Here is a 22,884-nt window from a genome sequence, read left to right on the forward strand (position 1 = left end):
GCGGGCGTCACGACCGAGGACGGGGTGCTGGCGGCCGGCGCGGCGCCGGGCGAGAAACCCACCGCGACGACGAGCGCCGACAAGAACCAGCACGCCGCGCCCGCCCCGCCGAATCCCTAGCGCCGAACCCGCGGGTGGCTTTCCTATCATTTGGTGATGAGCGCCGGTGGGCTGAAACCCGTGGGTTCGCCGGCATTTACCGACGAGGAGTCGGCCCGCTTTCATGCCGCCGGCTGGTGGAGCGGGTCGACACTTTCGGATGCGGTGCGGCGAAACGCCGAACGCACCCCGGAGCGCCACGCCTACGTCGACCATGGCGGGCCGGCGTTCATCTGGCGCGAATTCGACACTACCGCAACCAGTTTGACTGAGACGCTGGCCGGAATCGGCGTGGCCCGCGGCGTGCTGGTTCTTGTCGGCGCTCGGCCGGCGCGGGTGTGGGGAGGGGCAGGTGGCGTTGCGCGCGCAGCCGCAATTGAGGCCGATGATGCAGCCGCCGCCTCCCCCGATGGGGTGCACCGGCAGGGCGCCGCCGGGAGCCGGCGGCGCGGGCGTCACGACCGACGACGAGGCGCTGGCGGCCGGCGCGGCGCCGGGCGAGAAACCCACCGCGACGACGAGCGCGGTCACACAACCGCACAGCGCGGCTCGCGTCTTGGCGCCCGGGGTGCCCACAGGGCAGAACAGTAGTTGGCGGCCGGTGATTGCGCAGGTCGGGCGGCTACCTCGGCGCGGAACCGGCGGGGCAGCGTCTCGGCGGCTAGACGCGGCGTGGCCGCGTCCGCCGGCGGCCCATCGCCAGGCGCGCGGCGTAGATCCCGGCGCTGACCGCGAACATCGCGGCGGTCAACAGCAGCCACCGGCCGAAAAACGGGTCTTGGGTCTGACCGGTGGCGGCCCGGTAGGTGGAGGCGCCCTGCCCGAGGATGCCGGGCAGGAACACCAGCAGCGTCAGGCCCGCACCGAGCGCCGGTACCCGCAGATGATTGAGCACCGGCACCCCGGCGTCGGCACGCTGCGGTGACGCCTGGGCGCGGGCGCGGGACAGCAGCCGGTCGGCGCAGGCGTAGACGGGAAACAACACCAGATCGTGGGTGACGATCGCCGCGGCGAACCAGACGATGATCGACTGCCACCAGACGTGCGGGTTCCACAGGGTGGCCGGTCTGATGACGACGACGACGTAGCCCAACAGCGCAAAGCCGGCGATCATGGTCAGCAGGTGCAGCGGGTGCGATCCGTAGATCCTGGTGAACGCGCTACGCATGCCCGGCCGCCCGGAAAGCGATGGAAGCCACCCATTTCGTGTTGTGCACGCCGGGCAGCGCGGGCACGACGATGCGCGCGGGAAAGCCGTGATCCGGGGACAGTTCGGCGCCGTTCACCCGCAGCGCCAGCAGCGCGTCCGGGTGCAGCACCTGGTTGCGTTGCAGTGTGGCGGCGGCGAAGGCGCCGGATCGTTCCAGCGAGGACACTCGCGCGGAGTCCGGTGCGGGCGCGCCGGCCAGTCGGGCGAGGTCGGCCAGTCGCACGCCGGTCCACGTTTGGGTGGTCGACCAGCCTTCGACGCAGGCGATCGGCAGCACGGCGGTGTGCTGCGGCATGGCCAGCAGGGCCGCGCGATCCAGCGCCACCGGCCGGGGGCCGCCGGTCAGGGTTATCCGCCAGCCCTCCCCCGTGTCCCGGGCGGAAATGCCGGCGGCGGCCGCCGTCCGGTTGACCTCGAAGCCGTTGGGCTCGGACCCGCGGGTGCGCCCTCGCGGCAGCAGCAGCGCGGCCGGCCGGGCATAGCCACCCAGCGTCTGGCCCGCCGTGATGACCGCCATGAACAGCGCGCCACCGCCCACCAACGCGAGAGCGCCCCGACGGCTCATGGTCGCGGGGCGCGGTTCCGGGGCGACCAGCCCGTCCGGTTCAAATGCCTGGGCTCTGGTGCCGGCACGTCCGGTGCGCAGGACGTCACGCGGTGAGATCGAGCGCAGGCCGGCCCACATCCGCGGGCCCTTGATCGCGACGTGCATGACGAAGCCGGTGATGAACACCCAGGCACCGAAATAGTGCGCGGTGTAGAAGCTGAATCCGAAGATGTAGTCGTACTGGATGTTCAGCACGCCGGTGACGATTTCGAACAGAATGCCGCCGACCAGCATCAGCAGCGAAACCCGTTCCAGCAGTTGGGCTATGGACCGGGCGGGCGGCCACACGAACAGCCGCGGGATCACCGACCACAGTTTGGCCAGCACCACCGGGATGAGAACCAGCCCGAGCCCGACGTGCAGCCCCTGGGTCAGGCGATACAACCACGACGGACGGGTAGGCCAATCGAAGGTCGGCAGCTTGAGCCAGCCGACGTCGGCGGGGATGGCCTGGCCGAGCCGCGGCCCGTAGGCGATGTAGGACAGTAGCCCGGTCAGGATGACGATCGGCAGCGTCATCAACAGCACCGAACCGAACACCGAGGTCAGCCAGGGTCCGCGCAGCGGGCTGCGCCACAGCCGGGCGCATGGGCCGCCCGGATCTCTCGTCGCTTCGAGGTCATCGGTGGCGGGTGTGCCGGTCGTGCGCGTCGGCTTCATTCGCCCCTCACCCGCGGTCACCGACCGCGTTTACCGTGCCATCGATGATGATCCACGACGGGGCAGCGAATTGGGTTCAGTTCGGCGGCGCGCGGTGGGTGCGGGTCAGTCCTTGCCCCGCGGCGGCGGCTGCACCTCGACGCCACCGGAGTCGTGTTCGGGACCGGCGGAGGGATGCTCGGCGGGCACCCGGTCGCGCGACCGGGTGCCCTCGCTGAGCCGCTCGGGATCGGGCCGATGCACGTTGCCGTGGTACGGACCGGGCTTCGGCCGGGGCTTTCCGCCCGGGAACGCCAGCCGGAAGATGCTGCGGTGCACCATCGCCCACTGCTTCGAGAAGCGGCCGGAGTTGTAGGGCAGCTCGTAGCGTTCGCAGATCTCTTTGACCTGCGGCGCGATCTCCGAGTATCGGCTGCTCGGCATGTCCGGGTAGAGGTGGTGCTCGACCTGATAGCCGAGGTTGCCGCTGATGATGTGGAACAGCGGGCTGCCGTCGATGTTGGCGGCGCCGAGCAGCTGACGCACGTACCAGCCGCCGCGCGTCTCGTCCTCGACCTCTTCCGGCGTGAAGGTGTAGGTCTGGTCCGGGAAGTGGCCGCAGAAGATGATGGCGTGCGCCCACACGTTGCGGATGACATTGGCCAGCGCGTCGGCGGCCAGGGTGCGCAGGTAGGTGCTTTCGACGCCGGGTGCGACTTTGTCGAGGAAGCCCGCGGCGGCGCCGGCGCGGCCGCCCGTGGACACCCGCCGAAGCCTCCTGGCGATGCGGGACCGCGACGGCTGTTCGAGCCGGCCGCCCAACGCCAACTGGGTGAGCCCGAACGCCCCGGCGCTGATCAACGGCCAGCCGAGGTAGTCCTTGACGATCTGCGCCCGGGCTTTGACCCCGATGCCTTTCAGGTCCTTGCGCACCTCCGACCACGGCTTCTCGCGTTTGCGGATGGCATCGATGTCCATGTCGTGGACCGCCACGCCCCACTCGAACAGCAGCGTGAGGAGCAGGTTGTAGATCGGCTGGCCCAGATACCGCGGCGCCCATTTCTGGTTGGGGTCGATCCGCATGATCTCGTAGCCGAGATCTTTGTCCTTGCCCAGGATGTTCGTGAAGGTGTGATGGATGTAGTTGTGCGAGTGCTTCCACGACTCCGCAGTCGACGCCGTGTCCCAATCCCACACCGAGGAGTGGATGTCGGGATCGTTCATCCAATCCCACTGGCCGTGCATCACGTTGTGGCCGATCTCCATGTTCTCCAGGATCTTGGCCATGGACAGACACGCGGTGCCCAGCAGCCACGCGGTCTTCGACCGGGATGCCAGCAACAAGATCCGGCCGGCCACCACGATCTGTCGTTGCGCCGAGATGACGTTCTTGATGTAGCGGCGGTCGCGGTCGCCGAGGTCGGCGAACACTTCGTCGTGAATCGCGTCGAATTCCTTGGCAAGCTTTTCCAGTTCTTGTTCGCTCAAGCGGCCGAGCGGATTGTCAGCGGCATTCTTCACGGCAGTTGTCACGAGCCGCTCCTTTCGATCAGAGTTCGAGTTCGACGTCGCCCTCGGCGGTGTTGATGCAGATTCGGACGTCCTGTCCGGTCGGTTCGATCACGTCACCCGAGCGCAGGTCACGCAGCTTGCCCGACTTCAGCGTCCCGACGCAGGTATGGCAAATTCCGATGCGACAGCCATAGGCAAGGTTGAGACCGGCCTTCTCGCCGGCCTCGAGAATCGATGTGCCGCCGTCACATTCGACTTCCTTGTCGCTGTCGAGGAAGCAAACGACGCCGCCCTCGCCGGCGTTGGCGTCGCCGCCGATCTTCGGTTGGAACCGCTCGAAGTGCAGGCGGTCGCAGTCGCCGTGCTCTTCCCAATGTTCGATCAGAGCGTCGAGCATTTCCCCGGGACCCGAGCAGAATGCCTCGCGCTCACGCCAGTCTGGGCACGCTTCGTCCAGGTCGCCGGGCGTGAATCGGCCCTGCTCGGAGGTGAGGCGCAGATCCAGCCGCATCCCCTCGTGGCGTTTCTCGAGCTCTTCCAGCGCCGGTAGGAACATGGCCTGCTCGCGGGTCCGCGCGGAATGAATGACCAGCACGTCGCGCATTTCGTCGCGATGATCGAGGTCGCGCAGCATGCTGATGATCGGCGTGATGCCGCTGCCCGCGCTGATGAACAGCATCTTGTCCGGCAGGGGCTCGGGCAGCGTGAACACGCCTTCGATTTCGCCCAGCCGCACCAGGTCGCCCGGTTGAATCTTGTGCACGAGATACGGCGACACGGCGCCGCCGTCGACCCTCTTCGGCGTCACGCTGATCAGACCGTCTTCCGGCCTGGGATCCGAGGTCAGCGAGTAGGCGCGCCAATGGTAGACGCCGTCGATCACCACCCCGAGCCGCACGTACTGACCGGGCTTGTGGCCGGGCCATTCGTATCCGGGGCGGATCAGGACGCTGGCCGCTTCCGAGCCCTGCGCCTCGATGCCTTCGACCTTCCCGCGCAGCTCCTTGGTGGTCCACAGCGGGTTGATCATCTCGAGGTAGTCGTCGGGCTGCAACGGGCTGAACAACCGTCGCACCGCGCGCAGGAACAACCGCCGCCCCCATGGGACGTTGGGCTCGGCGCCGCGTTCAGCCATGTCCACTAGAGTACACAGTTGTACACCGACACCAAACATCGAATTGAATTCTGTTGTTGCACATGGTTAAACATGTGCCAAACGCGCGCATAGGCCAGACATAGCCGTTCACTGGCTGCGGTGTACTCGCGTTAGGGCTGTTGCGTCAGATACCTCTGAGGTGCCCCGGGTGCGCGATGCCCAAACGTTTGTTCGGCTGTGCAGCGGCGCCTAATGTCGGTGGGTGTGCTGATCGGCTTCCTCCTCGCGCTGGGCTGCTCGCTCTGTTACGGGACGGCGACCGTGCTGCAGGCGGCCGGAACCCGCTCGGTGGAAGCCGGCAGCGGCTCGGGTGTCGACGCCGTCCTGCTGTTGCGCGCCGTGCGGCAATGGCGCTATCTGGCCGGGGTCGGGCTCGACGTCGCCGGGTTTGCGCTCCAAGTCGCCGCGCTGCGCTTGGTGCCCATCTATGTCGTCGCGGCGGCGCTGGCCGCCTCGATCGCGGTGACCGGCGTGGTGGCCGCCTGGGTGTTGTCGGCGCGGCTGTCGCCGGCGGAATGGACGGCCGTCGGGGTGGTCTGCCTCAGCCTGGTCGCCCTCGCCCTGGCCGCCGGGCCGGGCCACTTTCGGCACGCCCCGGCCGGGCTCGGCTGGGCGCTGCTGGGGGTGGTGGCCGCGATCTTCCTCGGCGGCGCCGCGGCCGGGCGATTGCCCGACCGCGCGCGAGCCCTCGCGCTGGGGTTGGCCGCCGGAAGCGGCTTCGGCGTCGTCGAGGTGGGTGTGCGGCTGATCGAGGCGATCGATCCCACCAAACGGGCGTTCTACACCAACCCGGCGCTGTACGCGGCGGCCGCCGGCGGGGCCGCGGGTTTCCTGTTGCTCACCTCCGCGTTGCACCGCGGATCGGTGACAACGGCCGTCGCCGGCATGGTGGTCGGCGAAACGCTGGCACCGGCGTTCGTCGGGGTGGTGTGGTTGGGCGACACCGCGCGCGCCGGGTTGGGCTGGCTGGTGATCGCGGGGTTCGCCGTCGCCGTGTCCGCAACGCTGGTGCTGGCGCGGTTCGGGGAGGCACCCCAGCCCGCGCCCGTCGAGGAAGCGGGCTGAGGCCCGGTTCATGCGCCTGAGACGCTGGGGGCCGCACGACCGACGGCGTTTTCGCTCACCGGCGCATAACTGGTGCCGCGTGCGGCGCGCGTCCACAACAACCCGTCCTGTGCGGTGACACCCGCGGCGATCAGCGCCCGCTTGAGGATCTTGTTGGTCGCGGTCGCGGGCAGCTGATCGTTGATCCGCACGTAGCGCGGCCACGCCTTCGGTGACAGATCCGGCTGCGCGGCAAGGAATTTCGCGAAGTCGTCGGGGCTGAGCTGGGCACCGGGCCGCAGCACCAGGGCGGCCATCACCTGGTCGCCGACCCGGTCGTCGGGAACGGCGTAGACGGCGACCTGGCTGACGTCGGGCAGTCGCGCCAGAATTCGCTCGACCGGCCCGGCGGCCAGGTTCTCCCCGTCCACCCGCATCCAGTCGGCGGTGCGCCCGGCCAGGTAGATCCAGCCGTCGTCGTCGCGATAGGCCAGGTCGCCCGACCAGTACATCCCGTGCCGCATCCGCTCCGCGGTGGCGCCCGGATCGTTGTAGTAGCCGGCGAAGGGCCCCGCCCCCTGGGTGTTGACGAGTTCACCGACGGCCTGGTCGAAATTGGTCAGCGCCCCGTGCGCGTCGAACTTCGCGGGCTCGCATTCCCGCAGTGTCGTCGAGTTGTAGATGCTTACCCCCGGGTACGGCTTGCCGATGGAGCCGGGTGGGGTGCCGTCTTCGCGCACCACGATCACCGCGAATTCACTCGAACCGAAGCTGTCGACGACCCGGCACCCGAAACGCCTTGCGAATTCGGCGATGTCGCGGTCGGTGGCCTCGTTGCCGAAGGCCACCCGCAGGGTGTTGTCGGCGTCGTCGGGGCGCTCGGGCGTGGACAGGATCAGCGCCAGCGGCTTGCCGACGTAGTTCAGGTAGGTGACGCGATAGCGACGGACGTCGTCGAGGAAGCGGGACGGCGAAAACCGCGCCGGCACCATGGTGGCCCCGCTGCCGATGGCGACCGCCCAGCCGGCGGCGACGCCGTTGGAGTGAAACAGCGGCATCGACAGGTAGCAGACGTCGTCGGCGGTGACGTCGTACTGGAAGATCAGGCTGGCACCGCACATGATCGCCATGCCGTGGGCGAACCGCACCACCTTGGGGTCACCGCTGGTGCCCGAGGTGAAGATCATCATCAGGGTGTCGGCGGCGGTCACCTCGCGATGCGCAACCAGCGGTGGCGCGGAAGCGACGGCGTCGGCGTAGCGGCCGCCGGCCACATCGATCACCTGAATGCCGTTGAGGTCCAACCCGTTCAGGAGTTCCAGGTGCTCCGGGTCGGCGAGCAGTAGCTGGCAGTCGGAGCGCCGGATGTCGGCCAGCAATCCCGGCCCGCGCCGCGTGGTGTTGATCCCGCACAACACGTAGCCGCCCAGCGCGGCCGCGGCCATCGCGCGCAACATGGCCGGGGAATTGCCCAGTACGGCGCCGACATGCAGCGGCCGTGCGGTGTCGGCGAGCGCGATCAGCGCGGCGGCCTCCGCCTCGGCTTCGGCGAGGTGCTCGCGCCAGGTCCAGGTCCGCTCGCCGTGAACCAGCGCCGGGGTGTCGTCGTGGCGACGTTGCCGCAGTAGCTGTTGGACCGTCTCGACCACGGGTTCACTTCCTCTTCGACGTCGTCATCGGCTGGTGAACACCAGCCCCGCGTAGTTGTTTTGGGCCACTTCGTCGCAGTGCCGCCGATAGGTGCCGAAACCGCCGATGTAGGGCATGAAGACCCGCTTCTTGCCCTCGATGTTGGCGCCCAGGTACCACGACGATGCCGCCCTGGGGAACAGCGTGCGCTCGGCCGCTTGGGCCACGTGTTCGGTCCAGGCGATCGCCGCGTCGTGGCGCGGCACGACCTCGGCCACACCGAGGCGCCGCGCGGCCCGCACCAGGTCGACCACCCAGTCGACCTGGACCTCGGCGTGCAGCACCATGTTGGCCAGCACCGACGGGCTGCCCGGCCCGCTGATGGTGAACAGGTTGGGCAAACCGGGCACCATCAGGCCGAGGAAGGTGACCGGGCCGTCGGCCCAGATGTCGCGCAGTCGTTGTCCCCGGGGGCCTTTCGGATCGATTCGGGTCAGCGCGCCGGTCATGGCGTCGAAGCCGGTCGCGAAGATCAGCACGTCGCACGGGTAGGTCGTCGCGCTGGTGCGCACGCCCTCGGCGGTGATCGCCTCGATGGGCTCGCGGCGCAGGTTCACCAGCCGAACGTTGTCGCGGTTGAAGGTGGCGTAGTAGCCGTCGTCGGTGCAGATGCGTTTCGTTCCGATCGGGTGATCGACCGGGATGAGATCGGTTGCGACGGTGGGATCGTGGACGATCTCGCGGATCCGCTGCTCGGCGAACGTCCTCGCGATGTCGTTGGCGGCCAGGTCGCTGGTCTGGTCGGGGAAGGTCTTGGCGAACAGCACGCCCCCTTCGCGCCAACGCTGCCACAGCGCTTCGTTGCGCTCGTGCGGTTCGGTGTCGAGGGCGTTCTTGTGGTAGGTGCCGTGCGGGGTGCCCGCCGCCGCGTAGGCCGAGGCCCGGCGGCGCTCGGGATACCGCTCCTGGATTTCTCGCTGCTCCTCGGCCGACCACGGCCGGTTCGGCATCGGGATGGTGTAATTCGCGGATCGCTGGAATACCACCAGGTTTTCGGCGCTGGCGGCGATGATCGGGGCCACCTGGATGCCGGACGATCCGGTGCCGATCAGGCCCACCCGCTTGCCACGCAGCTCCGGGTCTTCGCGCGGCCACGCGGCCGTGAAGTAAACCTGTCCCGAAAAGTCCTCGGCGCCGGGGATATCGGGACGATTCAGCGCCGACAGGCAGCCGGTCGCGCATACCAGGAACTGTGCGGCGTAACTGTCGCCGGTCGCGGTGTCGACGTGCCAGCGGCCCCCGTCGAAGGTGGCACCGATGACGTCGACCCCGAATCGGTAGTGGCGGCGCAGATCGAAGCGGTCGGCGACGTGGCGCAGGTAGGCCAGGATCTCCGGCTGGGCGGCGAAGCGTTCGCTCCACTGCCAGCTCCGCTGCAGTTCTTCGTCGAATGAGTAGGAGTAGTCCACGCTTTCGACGTCGCAGCGCGCACCCGGATAGCGGTTCCAGTACCAGGTGCCGCCCACGTCGGGGGCGGCCTCGAGGGCGGTGACCGACAGGCCCGAGGAGGCGACCCGGTGCACGGCGTAGAGCCCGGCGAACCCGGCGCCGATGACGATGACGTCGTCCATGTGCACCTCCGACCTCACCGTCGAGGTCATGCGGGCCGATACTTCAGCAGGGTGATGCCCCCTTCAGGCAGATCGTAGAACACCGGCTGGACCCGCATCCCGATGCGGATGTCGCCCGGGTCGACGTCGACCAACTCGGTGCTGAACTTCGGTCCGGCATCCCATTGCACCACCGCGAGCAGCTGCGGGAGCGCGTCGGCCCATGGTGGGCCGGTGGGCCGGCGGGCGATCGTGAACGTGTATAGCGTTGCGGCACCGTCGATTTCGCGCCATTCCAGGTCGTCGGCCAGGGTTCCGGGGGCCAGGGTGCGCGGATAGAACACGTAGCGCCGTGCCGACGGCGAGTACTGCACCAGGATCCGGTGCTGGGCCAGGCCGTCCCAGAAGGGCTGCGAGACGGGTGTGGGCTCGGGGATGGGCCGGCTCATCTTCAGTCCCCCCGCAGGAGCAGCGCGACCTGTTCGCTCATGATGCCGCCGTTGCCGGTGACGAACGCGGTGTGGCAGTCGGGTACCTGCGCGTCGCCGGCCCGGCCCATGATCTGGCGCGCGCCGTCGACCACGTGGTGCATGCCGCCGGCCATGCCGGCCTGCCCGAAGGACAGCTGGCCGCCGGCGGTGTTGAGCGGGAAGTCGCCGCGGTAGGTCAGGTCGTGCTCGTTGACCCACGACATGCCTTGGCCTTTCGCGCAGAATCCGGCGTCCTCGAGGCTCATCAGCACCGTGATGGTGTAGCAGTCGTAGATCGACGCGACGTCGACGTCGGATCGGTCGAGCCCGGCCATCGCAAAGGCCCGGTCGGCGGCGCGCGCAATCGGGGTGGACAGCAGGTCCTCGGCGTAGGTCGGGGTCTTGAAGGCGATGTGTTCGCCGAAGCCCTTGATCCACACCGGGCGGTGGCGGCCGCGGCGGGCGAGGTCGGCGTTGGCGATCAGCACGCCCACTCCCCCGTGCACCCGCATCACCGTCTCCAGCATGTGAATGGGGTCGGCGATCATCGGGCTGTCCAGCACGTCGCCGACCGTGATGGGGGTGCCGTGAAAAACCGCGCCGGGGTGCGCGCCCGCGTTGGTGCGCTGGTCGACGGCGATCTTGGCGACCGCGGCGGGGTCGTAGCCGAATTCGGCCGCGTAGCGCTGAGCGATCTGTGCGTACGGCGCGTTCTGGCCCACGTTGCCGTACGGGATCTCGAACTCGGCCTGCGGCGAGCCGTAGTTGTTCGACGACGCCCCATACCAATTCGGGTCGGGCGCGGGTCGCCGCTCGGACCGCGGCACCGCCGCCGACCCGGGCACCACGGCCAGCACCGCCTCGCAGATGCCGAGTTCGACGGCCGCCGCGGCGCGCCAGATCATCCCGGCGGACGTCGCCCCGCCCAGATCGACGCGCTCGCCGAAATCTAGTGCGAGGCCTAGGTATTCGCACAGCGTGGCCGGCGCGAACATGGCCGATTCGGCGATGCCGTGGGTCAGCAGGCCGTTGACACGGCCGGGATCCACCCCGGCGTCCTCGATCGCCAGCTTGGCCAGCACCGCGTACTGGTCCAGGGTGAACAGCGGCGCCCGGGTGGGGCGGCGCTGCGCCGGCAACTCCGCGATGCCGACGATGGCGGCCTCACCGCGCAGCCCGGTCACGGCTCGGTTCTCCGGATCGGCAACTCGACCGTGGCCATGCCGGGCATCAGGATCGTGTCGTCGCGGCGCCCGGCGATGACGAGATCGACCAGCCCGGTCCCGGTGTCGCTCAGCCGTTTACCGGTGACCTCGCCGCCGAAGCTCAGCGATTCGCCGGGATACGCGATCGCCCGGTTCTGCACCGAAAAGGACACCAGCCGGCCGCGTCCGCCGATCCAGTCGCCGAGGGCGCGGGCCAGCAGCGCCGCTTGCAGCGGGCCGTGCACCAGGACGTTGTCGTAGCCCTCGGTGTCGCGCGCCCACTGTTTGTCGTAGTGAATGCGGTGGCCGTTGTAGGTGGCGGCGGAAAAGAAGAACATCTGCGTTTCGTCGACGGTGACGGTCAGCGCGGGAATGTGTTCGCCCACGGCGATGTCGTCGAAAAACGGTTGCTGATCGGTCATGGCGCACCGGGGCCTTTCTACGGGCGGGCGATCATCGAGGTCGACGCTTCGGCCAGCAGGTCGCGATCCTGATTGCGGTACACCGTGTGCCAGGTGACGAGGACGAATCTGCCGGAGCGGCCCTGTTTTTCGACGATCGAGGAGATGGTGCGCACCATTTCGATCTCGTCGCGGTGATAGGCGGGCAGGTGGAACGTGAAGCTCTCGCCGCCGGCCATCCGCTTGGGGGCGCGCGGGAACGCCAGGCTGCCGGAGACCGCGCCGGACGACCCGTCGGGACGCAGCGACTGCAGCGGCGAGACGCCGAGGATGGCGTACTGCAGGAACAACGGAGGGCAGATGATGTCGCGGTATCCGTTGGCCCGGGCGTAATCCGGGTCGAAATACAGCGGGTTGTGGTCGCCGACCGCCGCCGCCCAACGCTGCCAGTCGCGCCGGTTCACCTCACCGGTCGCCGACGCCGCGACGGTGCCCACCCGCGCCGCCGATTCCGCATCGATCAAACTGTCCTCGCTCAACCGCACTCCCCTTCGTCGTCCATGCTGCGCTGCAGCCAGCCCGCGGCGACGTCGGCCCCGCCGCCGAATGTCGAACCCAGCCTGGCCCGCTCGCTGAACAGATGCAGGTCGGTCTCGGTGACGTAGCCCATGCCGCCGTGCAATTGGTGGGCGTCCAGCGTGATCAGCCGCGCCGCGGTGGCCGCGTGCATGCGCGCGATGGCCGTCTCACGGCTCGCGACGCGTCCGCGCCCCAGCCAGAACACCGCCGCGTGCGCGGCCAGTCGCGCGGCCGCCAGGGCGATGTGCATGTCGGCGACGAGATGCTGGGCGGCCTGAAACGACGCGATGGGCCGGCCGAATTGGTGGCGCAGCTTGGTGTAGTCGACGGTGCGCTCCAGCACGGCCTGTCCGACGCCCACCAGGTCGAGTGATCCCAGCGCCACGGCGGTGTTGGCCAGCCGGCGCAGCGATGCCGCGGTGATCCCATCGAGCGCCGCGTCGGCCCGCACGTCGTCGAAGCGCACGGTGAATGCGCGGACGCCGCCGGCCATGTCGAGCGGTTCGACGCCGACACCACCGGCCCGGACGTCGGCGACGAAGGCCAGCGTGCGCGCGGCGGCCGCGGCGGACACCACTAGGACATCGGCGACGTCGGCATCGAGGACGTAGTCCGCGGTTCCGGTGAGCCGCCAGCGGTGCGCGTCGGGATCGGCGCGCAGCACCGGGGTGACGACGGCGGCGTCGCGGGCATTGTGCAGCGCGGTGGTGCCCCGCACGCTCCCGGACACCAGCGGCGGCAGCCAGCGCGCCTTGAGTTCCGGGCAGCCGAGTTGGTCGACGGCCAGCGCGGCGAGCACGCTGCTGTGCACCGTCGTCGGGCACAGGGCGCGGCCGGCCTCGGTGGAGAAGACGGCCAGATCGTCGAGGGAGCCGCCGGCCCCGCCGTACTCCTCGCCGATCGCGAGGCCGAAGACGCCCGCGTCGGCCAGCGCCTTCCACAGCGCCGGGGTGCTGCGCTCGGCGCCGGGTTCGCCGAGGGCGCGCACCAGCGTGATCGGGTTTTCGGCGGCCAGCAGCGCGCGCAGCGCCGCGGCGAACGCGCGCTGCTCGGCGGTGGGGATCGTCTTCATCGGTGCTGCGCGAGGCCCAAAGTCAGCGTCCGTAGGACGGCATCGCGTGCCCGCGCTGCGCGATGATGTCGCGCAGCACCTCGTTGGTACCGCCGCCGAAGCGCATCAGCGGGGCGGCCCGGTAAAGCCGCTCGAATTTGCCGGCCAGCGGGGCCTGTTGGCTGCGATGCGCCAACAGGCCGTCCGGGCCGAGGAGGTCGAGCGCCAGGTCGGCGATGCGCTGGCGCAGCTCGCTGGTGAACACCTTCTCGACGCTCACTTCGACGGTGGGGATGACGCCGCTGTCGAGGATGGACGCCGCCTCGTAGCCCATCAGGGTGGCCACCGCGACGTCGGCCGCCGCCTGCGCCAGGCGGCGGCGCAGCGACGGATCGTCGGCGGGCACGGTGCCGTCGCGGCGCGGGCTGCCCGCCAGCTCGCGCAACTCCTCGACGGCGCGACGCAAGTCGCCGGCGTTGGTCAGCGCGCCGCGTTCGAGATCGAGCGCGCCGGTGATGTAGGTCCAGCCGTGATTGACCTCGCCGATCAGATTGGTGGCCGGCACTCGCACGTCACGGAACCCCACCTCGTTGGTGCGGTATCCCGACCAGGCGTAGAGCGGGCGGATTTCGACGCCCGGGCTGTCAATCGGCACGATGATGACCGAGATGCCCCGATGCCGGGCGGCGCCGGGATCGGTGCGGACACAGAGCCATTCGTGTGTCGCGCGCTGGGCGCCGCTGTTCCAGATCTTGGTGCCGTTGATCACCCATTCGTCGCCGTCACGGGTGGCGCTGGTCCGCAGGGCCGCCAGGTCGGTCCCCGCCTCGGGCTCGGAATAGCCGACGGCGCAGATCATTTCGCCGCGGGCGATCGGGGGCAGCCACTCGGTCTTGTTGCGCTCGGTGCCGTGCCGCATGATCATCGGCGCCACCGACGTCACCGTCAGGTCCGGGCCGGGCACTCCCCAATATTCGAATTCGCTCATCAGCAGGTGCAGGTTCATCGCGCCCAGCCCCAGACCGCCGTACTCACGCGGCCAGTTCAGCCCGAACCAGCCCCGCTCGCCGATCTTGCGCCGGAACCGGGCGACCTCGCCCCGGGGATATTCCAGGTCGTGCTCGGCGAGCTCGGCCCGCAATTGCGGGGTCACGTTCTCGCGCAGGAATTCGCGAATCTCGGTGAGCCAGGCGCGCTGCCCCGCGTCGAGTTCGAAATCCATTCCGGCGCCTGTGCCCTTCTGCCAGCCTTACACCAAGCAGCGCCAGCGTAACGCCACGGCGAGAATGCGCCCGGGATTTCGCCGTAGCGTTACGCTGGGCGGCCCCCCGCCGGTCGACGGCCCCGCTGTAAACGCGCTGTCAAACTCCCGTTAAAACACATCGGCGCTCTCGCGGATACGCGGGCGGGCTGCGAAGATTCTCGGATCGGCTGGTCGACGCGGACCAGGGACGCCGCCCAGTTCCGGCCTGAGGGAGAAGTCATGCCCACTGTTGAGATGCGCCTCCGCGAAGACCTGCGCAACTACGCCGTCGAATTGCGGCAGCTCGCGTACACGCTGCCAATGGGCGTGGGCGAGCACGGTCTGCTGCAACTGTCCGACCGCATGCGAGCCGCGGCCGACCAGATGGTCCGCAAGGGCGCCTGAACAGGCGCGCTCAGCCGCCGCGGAGGCGGATCTTCCAGCGCACGAACCCCAGGTACACGGCGCTGATCGCGAACAGCATGCCGACGTCGAACCACCACGTCGCCGGGGTGTGCCGCCAATGCGCATCCTTCGGGGTCAGCGGGCCGGGCACCAGTTTGGTCAGGTCGGCGGTCGACGCCGACGCCGCGAAGCCCCACCGCGCCGGCGTGGCCCACGACATCTGATCCAGCCCGATGCGCGCGGTCACGGGAATCATCCCACCGGAGAACACCAGCTGCGACATGACCGCCACCACCAGCAGCGGCATGATCTGCTCGTTGGACTTGGCCACGGCCGACAGGGCCAGCCCGAGCATCGCCGACGCGACGCACGTCAGCGCGACGTCGGCGAACAACTCCAGGCCCGGCTTGCCCAGCGCCACGGCGCCCTGCGTCGGGGCGCCCTTGCCGAGCACCGCGATGACGCTGACGATCGCCGACTGGACGATCGCGAAGACGGTGTACACGCAGACCTTGGCCAACAGGTACGCCGACGTGGACAGGCCGACCGCCTGTTCGCGCAGGAAGATGGCGCGTTCACCGATGAGGTCGCGGATGGTCAGGGCGGTCCCCATGAACACCGCGCCGACGTTGAGCAGGACCAGGATCTGGCCGGGCTCGTTGGGGGCGGCGCCCATCGGGTTCGGGATGCCGAACCCGACGTCGCCGGGCACCGACATGGACAACGACCCCATGATGAACGGCAGCAGCGCGAGGAAGACGAAATACCCGCGGTCGGAGACGATCAGCCGCATCTGGCGCCGGGCGATGGTGGAGAACTGCCGGACCAGGCTGGTGTGCGCGGGATCGCCCAGTTCGGCCGGTTTCTCCGCGGGCGGTGGGGCCGGTGGCGGGCCCGTGCGGGCCAGATAGCGGGCGCGGGAGCCGTCGGGGTCGCTGGCGACGGTGCTGAAGATGTCGGCCCAGTTGGTGGTGCCCATGGCGGCACCGATCTGGCTGGGCGGCCCGCAGAACGCCGTCTTGCCGCCGGGGGCCAGCAGCAACACCTGATCGCAAACGTCCAGGTAGGTCAGGGAGTGGGTGACCACCAGCACGACGCGCCCGGCGTCGGCCAGCTGCCGCAGCATGGTCATCACCTGCCGGTCCAGCGCCGGGTCCAGGCCGGAGGTCGGCTCGTCGAGGATCAGCAGCGAGGGCCCGGTGAGCAACTCCAGCGCCACCGACGCGCGCTTGCGCTGTCCTCCGGACAGCCTGTCCACCCGGGTGTGCAGGTGCTGGGTCATCTCGAGTTCTTCGAGCACCCGGGCCACCACCTGGGCACGGTCGTCCTTGGTGGTGTCCGGCGGCAGCCGCAGTTCGGCGGCGTACATCAGCGCCTGCTGCACGGTCAGCTGCCCGTGCACCACGTCGTCCTGGGGCACCATCCCGATCCTGCTGCGCAACGAGGCGTACTCCGCGTGGATGTTGTGGCCCTCGAACGACACGGTTCCGGTCGTCGGGTGCGTGTATCCAGCGACCAAGCGGGCGAAGGTGGACTTGCCGGCGCCGGAGGGTCCGATGATCGCCGTCAGCGTGCCGGGAAGGGCGGTCAGCGAGATGTTGTCGAGCAGCGTCTTGTTGTTCTCGATCGTCCAGGTCACGCCGCGCACGTCGAGGCCGCCGCCGCGCGTCGCGGTGGCGGCCTGGTCGCGGCGGGCCAGGTTGCCGCCGTGAAAGACCAGGTCGATGTTGCCGATCGTGACCACGTCGCCGTCGTGCAGCACGGCCGAATCGACCCGGACGCCGTTGACGAAGGTGCCGTTGATGCTGCGGTTGTCCTGGATCTCGGTGCCGGAAGGCGTCGGGATCAGGGTGGCGTGGTGGCGCGAGGCCAGGACCTCGGGGATGACGATGTCGTTGTCGTTCGCGCGTCCGATCTTGATCGCGCCCGGCACGTCCGGCCCGGCCCTGCCCGGCCGCAGGATTTTCATCATCGACGTCGCGAGGATCGACGAGTCGCCGCCGATGCGGCCCGTTGCGGGCGCCGCCGGCTGCGCCGTGGTCGGCGGCGCCGCGTGCGCCGACGGTGACCGGTAGATCTGCGGCGCGGGCTGGGATCCGCTGGGCGGCGCGCTCGGGAGGCCGCCGGTCGGGTATCGCGGCTGCGCGGCGGTGGGCGGATGAACGGGGTGGCGGAACGAGGCCGATGCCGGCTGCTGGCTCTGCGCAGCACGCGCCAGCGGTTCGCTGGGGTTGCCGACGATCGGTATCGACGTGGTCAGGGGCGGCCGCCCGGCCGAACCCTGATGACGGCCGACCTCGAAGGTCAGCGCCGGGCCGTCCGGGTTGCCGACGTTGACCCGCAGGCCGTCCTGGATGTCGACGACCGGGACGCGGCTGTTGTGCACATAAAGGCCGTTGAGGCTGCCGTTGTCGATGGCGATCCAGCGGCCCTGCTCGTATCGCACGATCAGGTGGTTGCGGGAGATCAGGGGGTGGGCGACGCGGACGTCCGCGCGCAGGTCACGCCCGATCACGACGTCGTTACCCGGCGCGAAGGTGCGCTCGGCTCCCTCGTACCGCACGGTCAGCGCGGGCGGTGCTGGTGGGCTCATCGAGACCAACTGTAATGGCAGCGGCGGGGCTTATCCGCCGGGTTCACCGGCGGGCACCGTTTCGCACCCGCTCCCGGCGAGCGCGACCCTGCGGACCCACCGCAGCGAGAGATCGCAGACGACGGACGAACCGGCTTGCGGCGCAATTACTTTCGTAGCCTTCAACCCGCTACCGCGGCGTTGCGCAGGCTGCGCACGCTGGGAATCTTGGTGCGGGCGGCGGTGACGTCCTTGACGAAATCGCCGATGTACTTGAGGGCCCGCCGGCCCTCGGGCAAGACGTCGGCCGCTATCGGGAAGTCGTGAATCTGTCCATCCCACAGGTGCAGATCGCAGTGGATTCCGCTGGCTTCCAGGCGTTTCGCCATCAATTCGGCGTCGGCGAGCAACAACTCGTCCGAGCTGGCGTGAATGGTGACCGGCGGCATCGAGGACAGGTCGGCGTCCACCGGCGACGCGACGGTGTTGTCACCCCGGCCTTCCAAAACCTGTGCCTTGCTGAGGTATTGAGCGAACATCGAGAACGCCCGGCGGGTGAACATCGAGCACTTGCGCGCGTTACGGTGCTTGAGCTTGCGCACCGGGTCCGCGTCGGTGAACGGCGAGATGGTCGCCACGCCGGCCGGCTCCATGATGTCGTCACTGATCGCCAGCAGGGTGGTCATGAACGCCAGGTAGCCGCCGGCCGAGTCGCCGGCCACCACGATCTGGTCGCCATCGAAGCCGCGATCCTGCAGCCAGCGCAGGCCGCTGATCCCGTCGTCGATGGCATCGGTGATCTGGTGGGTGGGCAGCTTCCGGTAGGCGACGGTCAACACGGCGGCATCGGCCGCCTTCGACAGGCGGGCCACCATCGAGCGATGCGTGTTGAGGCCGCAGGTGAGGAAGGCGCCCCCGTGCAAATACAGGATCGCCCGCTCCCCCGATACGCCGGGCGCGCGAACCCATTCGGCGGCGCAGTTGTCCAGCCGAACCGAGTCGATCTTTGCGCCGGACCCGATGCGCGGGACCAGCCCCGCGACGCCGTCGACGTACTCGAACGGCCAGCGCAGGTTGGGCGTCATGGCCCACGCGCGAACGGTGTTCTTGATGATCAGGCGGCTGGCGAGCCCTACTGCGACCGACTGCGGGCTGTGGCGGTGATGCACGCGCCGCGTGATCGCCACGCTCGGCAGTATGTGGGCCGGCTCGGTTGTACTCACCATTGGGTTTCAACCTCCTAAGTGGAGGGCGGGTACCCGCCGCCGCGCCAGATTAATTGCAGAAGAACAGACGACAATTGTCGGGTACGTCACGTTTGCTGTGCCAGGAGATGGGTACCACTGCGCTAACTCTGGCGCGGTTCTCGCGCGGGCTCGGTCCGGCCGGACCGGCTGTTGCCCGGCCCATCGCATGGCCGAAGATATGACCGATGACACACGCGAAGCTCCCCGAGCCGTTGCTGGCCGACCGGGTCGCGGTCGTTACGGGCGGCGCGGGAGGTATCGGCGCGGCGACCTCGCGACTGTTCGCCGCACACGGTGCGCAGGTGATCATCGCCGACATCGACGCCGACCTGGCCGGCGCGACGGCCGCCTCGATCAGCGAATCCGGCGGCTCGGCCCTGGCGGTCGGCACCGACGTTCGTGATCCCGATCAGGTAACTCGCTTGGCCCGGGCGGTCCACGATCGGTTCGGCCGGGTCGATGTGCTGGTCAACAACGTGGGGCACTGGCTGCGGCACCCCGGCAGCTTCGCCGGCACCGACCCGCAGCTGTGGGATGACCTCTACCGAATCAACCTGCACCACGTGTTCCTGGTCAGCCGTGCGTTCCTGCCGGCCATGGTTGAGCGGCACACGGGTGCGATCGTGAACGTCTCGTCGGTCGAGGGGCTGCGTGGCTATCCCGAGGATCCGGTTTATGCCGCTTTCAAGGCCGCCGTCATAGCATTCACCCGCAGCCTGGCCGTCCAGGTCGGCAACGACGGGGTGCGGGTCAACGCGATCGCCCCCGACGTCACCGAGTCCCTACAAGTGCCGTATTCGCAATGGCTTACGGCCGAGGAGCAGGCGCAGTGGGCACAGTGGGTGCCGGTCGGGCGGATGGGCCAGCCCGAGGATCAGGCCCGGGCGATCCTGTTCCTGGCCTCGGACCTCTCGGCGTTCGTCACCGGCCACACCATCCCCACCGACGGCGGCACCGGCGCGGCCGGCGGATGGTTCCGCTCGGCGCGCCGCCCCGACCGCCAGTGGACCAATCGGCCCATCGCGCCATGATCAGGCATAGCCCAGCGCGGCGTTCTCCGCGCGGATGCGCACGCGCAGCACCGCGGCGTTGGCCGCGCTGAACACGATCGCGGTCAGCCACGCCGAATGCACCAGCGGCAGCGCGGCCACCTCGGCGGCGACCGCGGCGTAGTTGGGGTGACGCATCCAGCGGTACGGCCCGACGGAAACCAACGGCGCATCACCGATGACGATCAACCTCGGATTCCAGCGCTTGCCGAGCACGCTGACGCAGCGCCAGCGGACGGCCGTGCTGAACGCGACGACGGCCAGCATCGGCCAGCCCAGCCACCAGATGAACGGCCGGCTCAGGCTCCAGGTTTCCACGACGCACGAAATCAGCAGCAGGGCATGCATGCTGACCATCGCCGGGTAGTGATCGCGCCCGAACTCCTTGCCGCCGTGCGACATTGACCACCTGGCGTTTCGCCGGGCGACCGCCAGCTCCCCCAGACGTTCGGCGGCTATTGCGAGGATGAAAAGGTAGTAGTACATCGCGTTGCCCCCCGTCACCACTGCAGCAGCAGCAGCTCGAAGCAGAAGCCCGGGCCCATCGCCAGCATCACGCCGAAGGCGCCGTCGCGCGGCGGCTGCGCGACCGTGCGGCGCAGCACGTCCAGCACAGAGACCGACGATACGTTCCCGTTCTCCCGCATGGAGTTTCGGCTATGATCCAGCGCGTCGGCCGGCAGGCCGAGCGCGTTCTCGATCGATTCGAGGACCTTTGGACCCCCGGGATGACAGACCCACGCCGAGATGTCGGCGACCGTCAGCCCGTGGCCGGCCAGGAACGCGTCGACCTCGTCGCGCAGGTAGTCGTCGGCCATTTTCGGGACCTCGCGCGACATCACCAGCTGAAACCCGCTCGAACCGACGTTCCAGCCCATCACGTCAACGGAATCCGGGATGACCCGGCTGCGGGTCGCCAGAATGTGCGGACCGGTAGCGCTGTCCCCCAACGGAATTCGGTCTCCCCCAGCCACGACGACAGCGGCGGCGCCGTCGCCGAACAGCGAGACGCCGATGAGGGCGGGAATCGAGGTGTCGTCGCGCTGCAAAGTGAGCGAGCATAATTCGACCGACAGCAGCACCGCCACATGGCCGGGGTAACCGTGCAAGTAGTCGTGCACACGCGCCATGCCGGCGGCGCCGGCCACGCAGCCGAGCCCGAACAGCGGGACGCGCTTGACGTCGGGCCGCAGCCCGATTCGCGTCATCAGTCGCGCGTCGATGGTGGGCACGGCGATTCCGGTGCTGGAGACCACCACGATGCAGTCGACCTCGTGAGCAGCCACGCCGGCGTCCTCGAGCGCCGAATTGACCGCCCGCTCACCGAGATTGACGGCGACTTCGAGGTAGGCGTTGTTGGCCTCGGTGAATCCGCTCAGGCGCGGATACCGCGCCAGCGGCAGCGCGAGGCTGCGCTGGTCGACGCCGGCGGTCTGGGCGAAGCGCACGAATGCCGGATCGGTGAACTCGGTGAGTTCGCGCGCCACCTCGTCTTGGTTGTAGCGGTGCGGCGTGAAAGCCACCGCGGTTTTGGCGATCCGGGGAGCGCCGCACCCTCGGCCCGCGTCCCGATGCGCGGAAGTGGAATACGTTGTTGTAGTCATGCCTATGCGGACGACGCCCACCCCGCATATGGTTCACCGGATCGGTGCCGGGGTGAGGTGAACCACAGCGCGACATCGCCCGTTAACCAGGAGACGGTCAGGTTGGCGCGGGCCGGAATCGCGCTTGACCGTCGATGATCGTGACCGGGATGCCGTTGAGCACACCGTTGCCGGAGGGCTCGTCGATGAACGTCGGCGGGGAGAGCACATTGGTGTTCACGCCGGGTGAGTTGTTGGCCACCGACATCCGGGTGCCCGGCTTGCCGTGCCCCCAGCCATGCGGCATCGAGACGACACCGGGCTTGATGGAGTCCGTGACCTCGACGGGCACCGTGATCTCACCGGCCTCCGATTTCACCGTCACGATGTCGCTGTCGGCGATGCCGCACCGGGCCGCGTCGTCGGGATGGATCAGCAACGTGCACCGGTCCTTTCCCTTCATCAGCGCCGGCACGTTGTGTAGCCAGGTGTTGTTCGATCGCAGGTGGCGGCGACTCACCAGGACGAGCGGTTCGGCGGGCCGCTGCATGCGGGCGGCCAGCCGCGGCAGGTCGTCGAGCAGGTATTGCGGGGCGAGACGGATCTTCTTGTCGGAGGTGGCGAGCAGGTCGGGCAGCTGCGGCACCATGGGTCCGAAGTCGATTCCGTTTGGGTTGGCCTTGAGCAGGTCCAGCGTGAGTCCACCCGGATTCTTGCCGTACTGGTCGCCGAACGGCCCCGTTCGCAGGGTGAGGTCCAGCATTCGCTCGGGTCCCCCGTGCTCGTAGAGCTTGCGGATCTGCGCCCCGTCGAGGCCGCGGGTGAAGGCCAGGTAGTCGAAGAAGCCGTCGTCGATCGCCGCGACGTCCACGTCCTCGGCCGGGGTGCCGGTACACAGGCCGGTCAGCCGGATCAAGATCTCCCACTCGTGCGGGCGATCGCCCGGATCGAACACCGGGGCCGAATAATTCGCGATGCTGTGGATGGCGAAGAGCAGGATCAGATCGTCGTGGTGCGGCTGCTCGAGCGGGGACAGCCCGGGCAGGAGCACGTCGGCGTGCCGCGTCGTCTCGTTCAGCCAAAGATCAACGGAGATCATCGCTTCCAGCATCGGCAGCACTTCGTCGAGCTTGTCGCCGGCGGGGGTGGACAAAACCGGATTGCCCGCCACCGTGATCAGCGCCTTGAGTTGCCCATCGCCCGGTGTGGCGATCTCCTCGGCCATGCACGACACCGGTGCCTGACCGAGCACCTCCTTGGCGCCGCGCACCCGGGTGTGCCAGCGACCGAATTCCGGTGCGCCGTCTTCCAATCCGGGCAGCGGTGCGGTGGTGATGGACCAGGCCGCCGGAGCGGGGAACATCGCCCCGCCCGGGGTGTCGAAATGGCCGGTGAGGACCGCATCCGCCGGCTGGCCCGCGAGCTCGCGGGTACGGAGAGATCGGTGGTCTACGGCCGAATCGGCCTGTGCAACCAGGAGTTCGGCAGCCTCGCCAGCTGGCTGGTCGACGTCATCAACATCCTCACCGGCCATTTCGACACCCCGGGCGGGGCGATGTTCCCCGCTCCGGCG

General features: G+C 69.0%; 21 protein-coding genes and 1 pseudogene. 5 read left to right on the top strand and 17 right to left on the bottom strand.

Going from position 1 to position 22,884, the window contains the following annotated elements; all coding sequences use genetic code 11:
• The first annotated feature begins 156 nt into the window (after positions 1-156).
• Positions 157-690: a hypothetical protein gene (locus A5646_RS30445; protein ID WP_369806959.1), complete on the top strand. Its 534-nt coding sequence runs from the start codon at positions 157-159 to the stop codon at positions 688-690.
• Positions 691-760: 70 nt separating this feature from the next.
• On the opposite strand, the gene A5646_RS18230 is transcribed toward A5646_RS30445, so the two are convergent.
• From A5646_RS18230 to A5646_RS18245, 4 genes are all read right to left on the bottom strand, one after another.
• Positions 761-1,267 (bottom strand): hypothetical protein, encoded by a 507-nt coding sequence (locus A5646_RS18230; RefSeq protein ID WP_067023181.1) that lies wholly within the window; start codon positions 1,265-1,267, stop codon positions 761-763.
• Positions 1,260-2,576, bottom strand: a complete 1,317-nt coding sequence (locus tag A5646_RS18235) for a molybdopterin-dependent oxidoreductase (protein WP_082984777.1) — start codon at positions 2,574-2,576, stop codon at positions 1,260-1,262. The genes A5646_RS18230 and A5646_RS18235 overlap by 8 nt, the downstream gene beginning before the upstream one ends.
• A gap of 105 nt (positions 2,577-2,681) precedes the next feature.
• Positions 2,682-4,088: an acyl-CoA desaturase gene (locus A5646_RS18240; protein WP_067023184.1), complete on the bottom strand. Its 1,407-nt coding sequence runs from the start codon at positions 4,086-4,088 to the stop codon at positions 2,682-2,684.
• 16 nt (positions 4,089-4,104) lie between these two features.
• On the bottom strand, positions 4,105-5,202 hold the full coding sequence (locus tag A5646_RS18245) for a ferredoxin reductase (protein ID WP_066866480.1): 1,098 nt from the start codon (positions 5,200-5,202) through the stop codon (positions 4,105-4,107).
• 213 nt (positions 5,203-5,415) lie between these two features.
• Here A5646_RS18245 and A5646_RS18250 point away from each other — a divergent pair, with 213 nt between their 5' ends.
• Positions 5,416-6,288: a DMT family transporter gene (locus tag A5646_RS18250; RefSeq protein ID WP_067023187.1), complete on the top strand. Its 873-nt coding sequence runs from the start codon at positions 5,416-5,418 to the stop codon at positions 6,286-6,288.
• A gap of 8 nt (positions 6,289-6,296) precedes the next feature.
• On the opposite strand, the gene fadD1 is transcribed toward A5646_RS18250, so the two are convergent.
• From fadD1 to A5646_RS18290, 8 genes are read right to left on the bottom strand one after another with little or no spacing between them, the layout of a single operon-like run.
• Positions 6,297-7,916, bottom strand: coding sequence for a fatty-acid--CoA ligase FadD1 (fadD1, locus tag A5646_RS18255; protein WP_067023190.1), 1,620 nt, complete (start codon positions 7,914-7,916; stop codon positions 6,297-6,299).
• A gap of 24 nt (positions 7,917-7,940) precedes the next feature.
• Positions 7,941-9,557, bottom strand: a complete 1,617-nt coding sequence (locus tag A5646_RS18260) for an NAD(P)/FAD-dependent oxidoreductase (protein WP_067023193.1) — start codon at positions 9,555-9,557, stop codon at positions 7,941-7,943.
• Entirely contained in the window at positions 9,554-9,955 is a 402-nt protein-coding gene (locus A5646_RS18265; RefSeq protein WP_066880048.1) for a Zn-ribbon domain-containing OB-fold protein, read from the bottom strand. The genes A5646_RS18260 and A5646_RS18265 overlap by 4 nt, the downstream gene beginning before the upstream one ends.
• 2 nt (positions 9,956-9,957) lie before the next feature.
• On the bottom strand, positions 9,958-11,160 hold the full coding sequence (locus A5646_RS18270) for a thiolase family protein (protein WP_067023196.1): 1,203 nt from the start codon (positions 11,158-11,160) through the stop codon (positions 9,958-9,960).
• Positions 11,157-11,603, bottom strand: a complete 447-nt coding sequence (locus tag A5646_RS18275; protein ID WP_066866468.1) for a MaoC/PaaZ C-terminal domain-containing protein — start codon at positions 11,601-11,603, stop codon at positions 11,157-11,159. The genes A5646_RS18270 and A5646_RS18275 overlap by 4 nt, the downstream gene beginning before the upstream one ends.
• Positions 11,604-11,620: 17 nt before the next feature.
• A complete protein-coding gene (locus A5646_RS18280; RefSeq protein ID WP_066880057.1) occupies positions 11,621-12,121 on the bottom strand; it encodes a MaoC family dehydratase N-terminal domain-containing protein in 501 nt (166 codons plus the stop codon).
• A complete protein-coding gene (locus A5646_RS18285; RefSeq protein ID WP_067023199.1) occupies positions 12,118-13,233 on the bottom strand; it encodes an acyl-CoA dehydrogenase family protein in 1,116 nt (371 codons plus the stop codon). Before A5646_RS18285 ends, A5646_RS18280 begins: the two co-directional genes overlap by 4 nt.
• Before the next feature lie 22 nt (positions 13,234-13,255).
• The gene (locus A5646_RS18290) at positions 13,256-14,434 is read right to left on the bottom strand and encodes an acyl-CoA dehydrogenase family protein (RefSeq protein ID WP_067023203.1); all 1,179 of its coding nucleotides are present in this window, start codon (positions 14,432-14,434) and stop codon (positions 13,256-13,258) included.
• Between the two features lie 261 nt (positions 14,435-14,695).
• On the opposite strand from A5646_RS18290, the gene A5646_RS29510 reads away from it, so the two are divergent.
• Positions 14,696-14,860 carry a hypothetical protein gene (locus A5646_RS29510; protein WP_165827963.1) on the top strand — a complete coding sequence of 55 codons (165 nt, stop codon included), beginning with the start codon at positions 14,696-14,698 and terminating at the stop codon, positions 14,858-14,860.
• A 10-nt stretch (positions 14,861-14,870) separates the two neighbouring features.
• On the opposite strand, the gene A5646_RS18295 is transcribed toward A5646_RS29510, so the two are convergent.
• Positions 14,871-17,453, bottom strand: coding sequence for an ATP-binding cassette domain-containing protein (locus A5646_RS18295; RefSeq protein WP_197505233.1), 2,583 nt, complete (start codon positions 17,451-17,453; stop codon positions 14,871-14,873).
• Between the two features lie 161 nt (positions 17,454-17,614).
• Positions 17,615-18,658, bottom strand: coding sequence for an alpha/beta hydrolase (locus A5646_RS18300; protein ID WP_082972047.1), 1,044 nt, complete (start codon positions 18,656-18,658; stop codon positions 17,615-17,617).
• 206 nt (positions 18,659-18,864) lie between these two features.
• Between A5646_RS18300 and A5646_RS18305 the strand changes: the two genes are divergently transcribed.
• Positions 18,865-19,710, top strand: coding sequence for an SDR family NAD(P)-dependent oxidoreductase (locus A5646_RS18305; RefSeq protein ID WP_067023209.1), 846 nt, complete (start codon positions 18,865-18,867; stop codon positions 19,708-19,710).
• Here A5646_RS18305 and A5646_RS18310 read toward each other — a convergent pair whose 3' ends face one another.
• The 3 genes and pseudogenes from A5646_RS18310 to A5646_RS18320 all read right to left on the bottom strand — a co-directional run.
• Entirely contained in the window at positions 19,711-20,214 is a 504-nt protein-coding gene (locus A5646_RS18310; RefSeq protein ID WP_067023215.1) for an isoprenylcysteine carboxyl methyltransferase family protein, read from the bottom strand. It abuts the gene before it with no gap.
• Between the two features lie 14 nt (positions 20,215-20,228).
• Entirely contained in the window at positions 20,229-21,332 is a 1,104-nt protein-coding gene (locus A5646_RS18315; RefSeq protein WP_082984778.1) for a 3-oxoacyl-[acyl-carrier-protein] synthase III C-terminal domain-containing protein, read from the bottom strand.
• Between the two features lie 97 nt (positions 21,333-21,429).
• Positions 21,430-22,710 (bottom strand): annotated as a pseudogene (locus tag A5646_RS18320) (molybdopterin dinucleotide binding domain-containing protein); the annotation flags it as partial.
• Between A5646_RS18320 and A5646_RS28305 the strand changes: the two are divergent.
• Positions 22,696-22,884, top strand: a 189-nt coding sequence (locus A5646_RS28305; RefSeq protein ID WP_369806960.1) for a hypothetical protein, incomplete at its 3' end; no start/stop codon positions are given. The pseudogene A5646_RS18320 and the gene A5646_RS28305 sit on opposite strands and share 15 nt — an antisense overlap.

This window comes from Mycobacterium sp. 1245499.0 (assembly GCF_001673615.1).
Lineage (GTDB): Bacteria > Actinomycetota > Actinomycetes > Mycobacteriales > Mycobacteriaceae > Mycobacterium > Mycobacterium europaeum_A.

Bases quoted from the DNA above. Each gene is read 5' to 3' on its own strand.
- A5646_RS30445 (WP_369806959.1), top strand. From the start codon at position 157: ATGAGCGCCGGTGGGCTGAAACCCGTGGGTTCGCCGGCATTTACCGAC.
- A5646_RS18230 (WP_067023181.1), bottom strand. From the start codon at position 1,267: ATGCGTAGCGCGTTCACCAGGATCTACGGATCGCACCCGCTGCACCTG.
- A5646_RS18235 (WP_082984777.1), bottom strand. From the start codon at position 2,576: ATGAAGCCGACGCGCACGACCGGCACACCCGCCACCGATGACCTCGAA.
- A5646_RS18245 (WP_066866480.1), bottom strand. From the start codon at position 5,202: ATGGCTGAACGCGGCGCCGAGCCCAACGTCCCATGGGGGCGGCGGTTG.
- A5646_RS18250 (WP_067023187.1), top strand. From the start codon at position 5,416: ATGTCGGTGGGTGTGCTGATCGGCTTCCTCCTCGCGCTGGGCTGCTCG.
- A5646_RS18260 (WP_067023193.1), bottom strand. From the start codon at position 9,557: ATGACCTCGACGGTGAGGTCGGAGGTGCACATGGACGACGTCATCGTC.
- A5646_RS18265 (WP_066880048.1), bottom strand. From the start codon at position 9,955: ATGAGCCGGCCCATCCCCGAGCCCACACCCGTCTCGCAGCCCTTCTGG.
- A5646_RS18275 (WP_066866468.1), bottom strand. From the start codon at position 11,603: ATGACCGATCAGCAACCGTTTTTCGACGACATCGCCGTGGGCGAACAC.
- A5646_RS18285 (WP_067023199.1), bottom strand. From the start codon at position 13,233: ATGAAGACGATCCCCACCGCCGAGCAGCGCGCGTTCGCCGCGGCGCTG.
- A5646_RS18290 (WP_067023203.1), bottom strand. From the start codon at position 14,434: ATGGATTTCGAACTCGACGCGGGGCAGCGCGCCTGGCTCACCGAGATT.
- A5646_RS29510 (WP_165827963.1), top strand. From the start codon at position 14,696: ATGCCCACTGTTGAGATGCGCCTCCGCGAAGACCTGCGCAACTACGCC.
- A5646_RS18295 (WP_197505233.1), bottom strand. From the start codon at position 17,453: ATGAGCCCACCAGCACCGCCCGCGCTGACCGTGCGGTACGAGGGAGCC.
- A5646_RS18300 (WP_082972047.1), bottom strand. From the start codon at position 18,658: ATGGTGAGTACAACCGAGCCGGCCCACATACTGCCGAGCGTGGCGATC.
- A5646_RS18305 (WP_067023209.1), top strand. From the start codon at position 18,865: ATGACACACGCGAAGCTCCCCGAGCCGTTGCTGGCCGACCGGGTCGCG.
- A5646_RS18310 (WP_067023215.1), bottom strand. From the start codon at position 20,214: ATGTACTACTACCTTTTCATCCTCGCAATAGCCGCCGAACGTCTGGGG.
- A5646_RS18315 (WP_082984778.1), bottom strand. From the start codon at position 21,332: ATGACTACAACAACGTATTCCACTTCCGCGCATCGGGACGCGGGCCGA.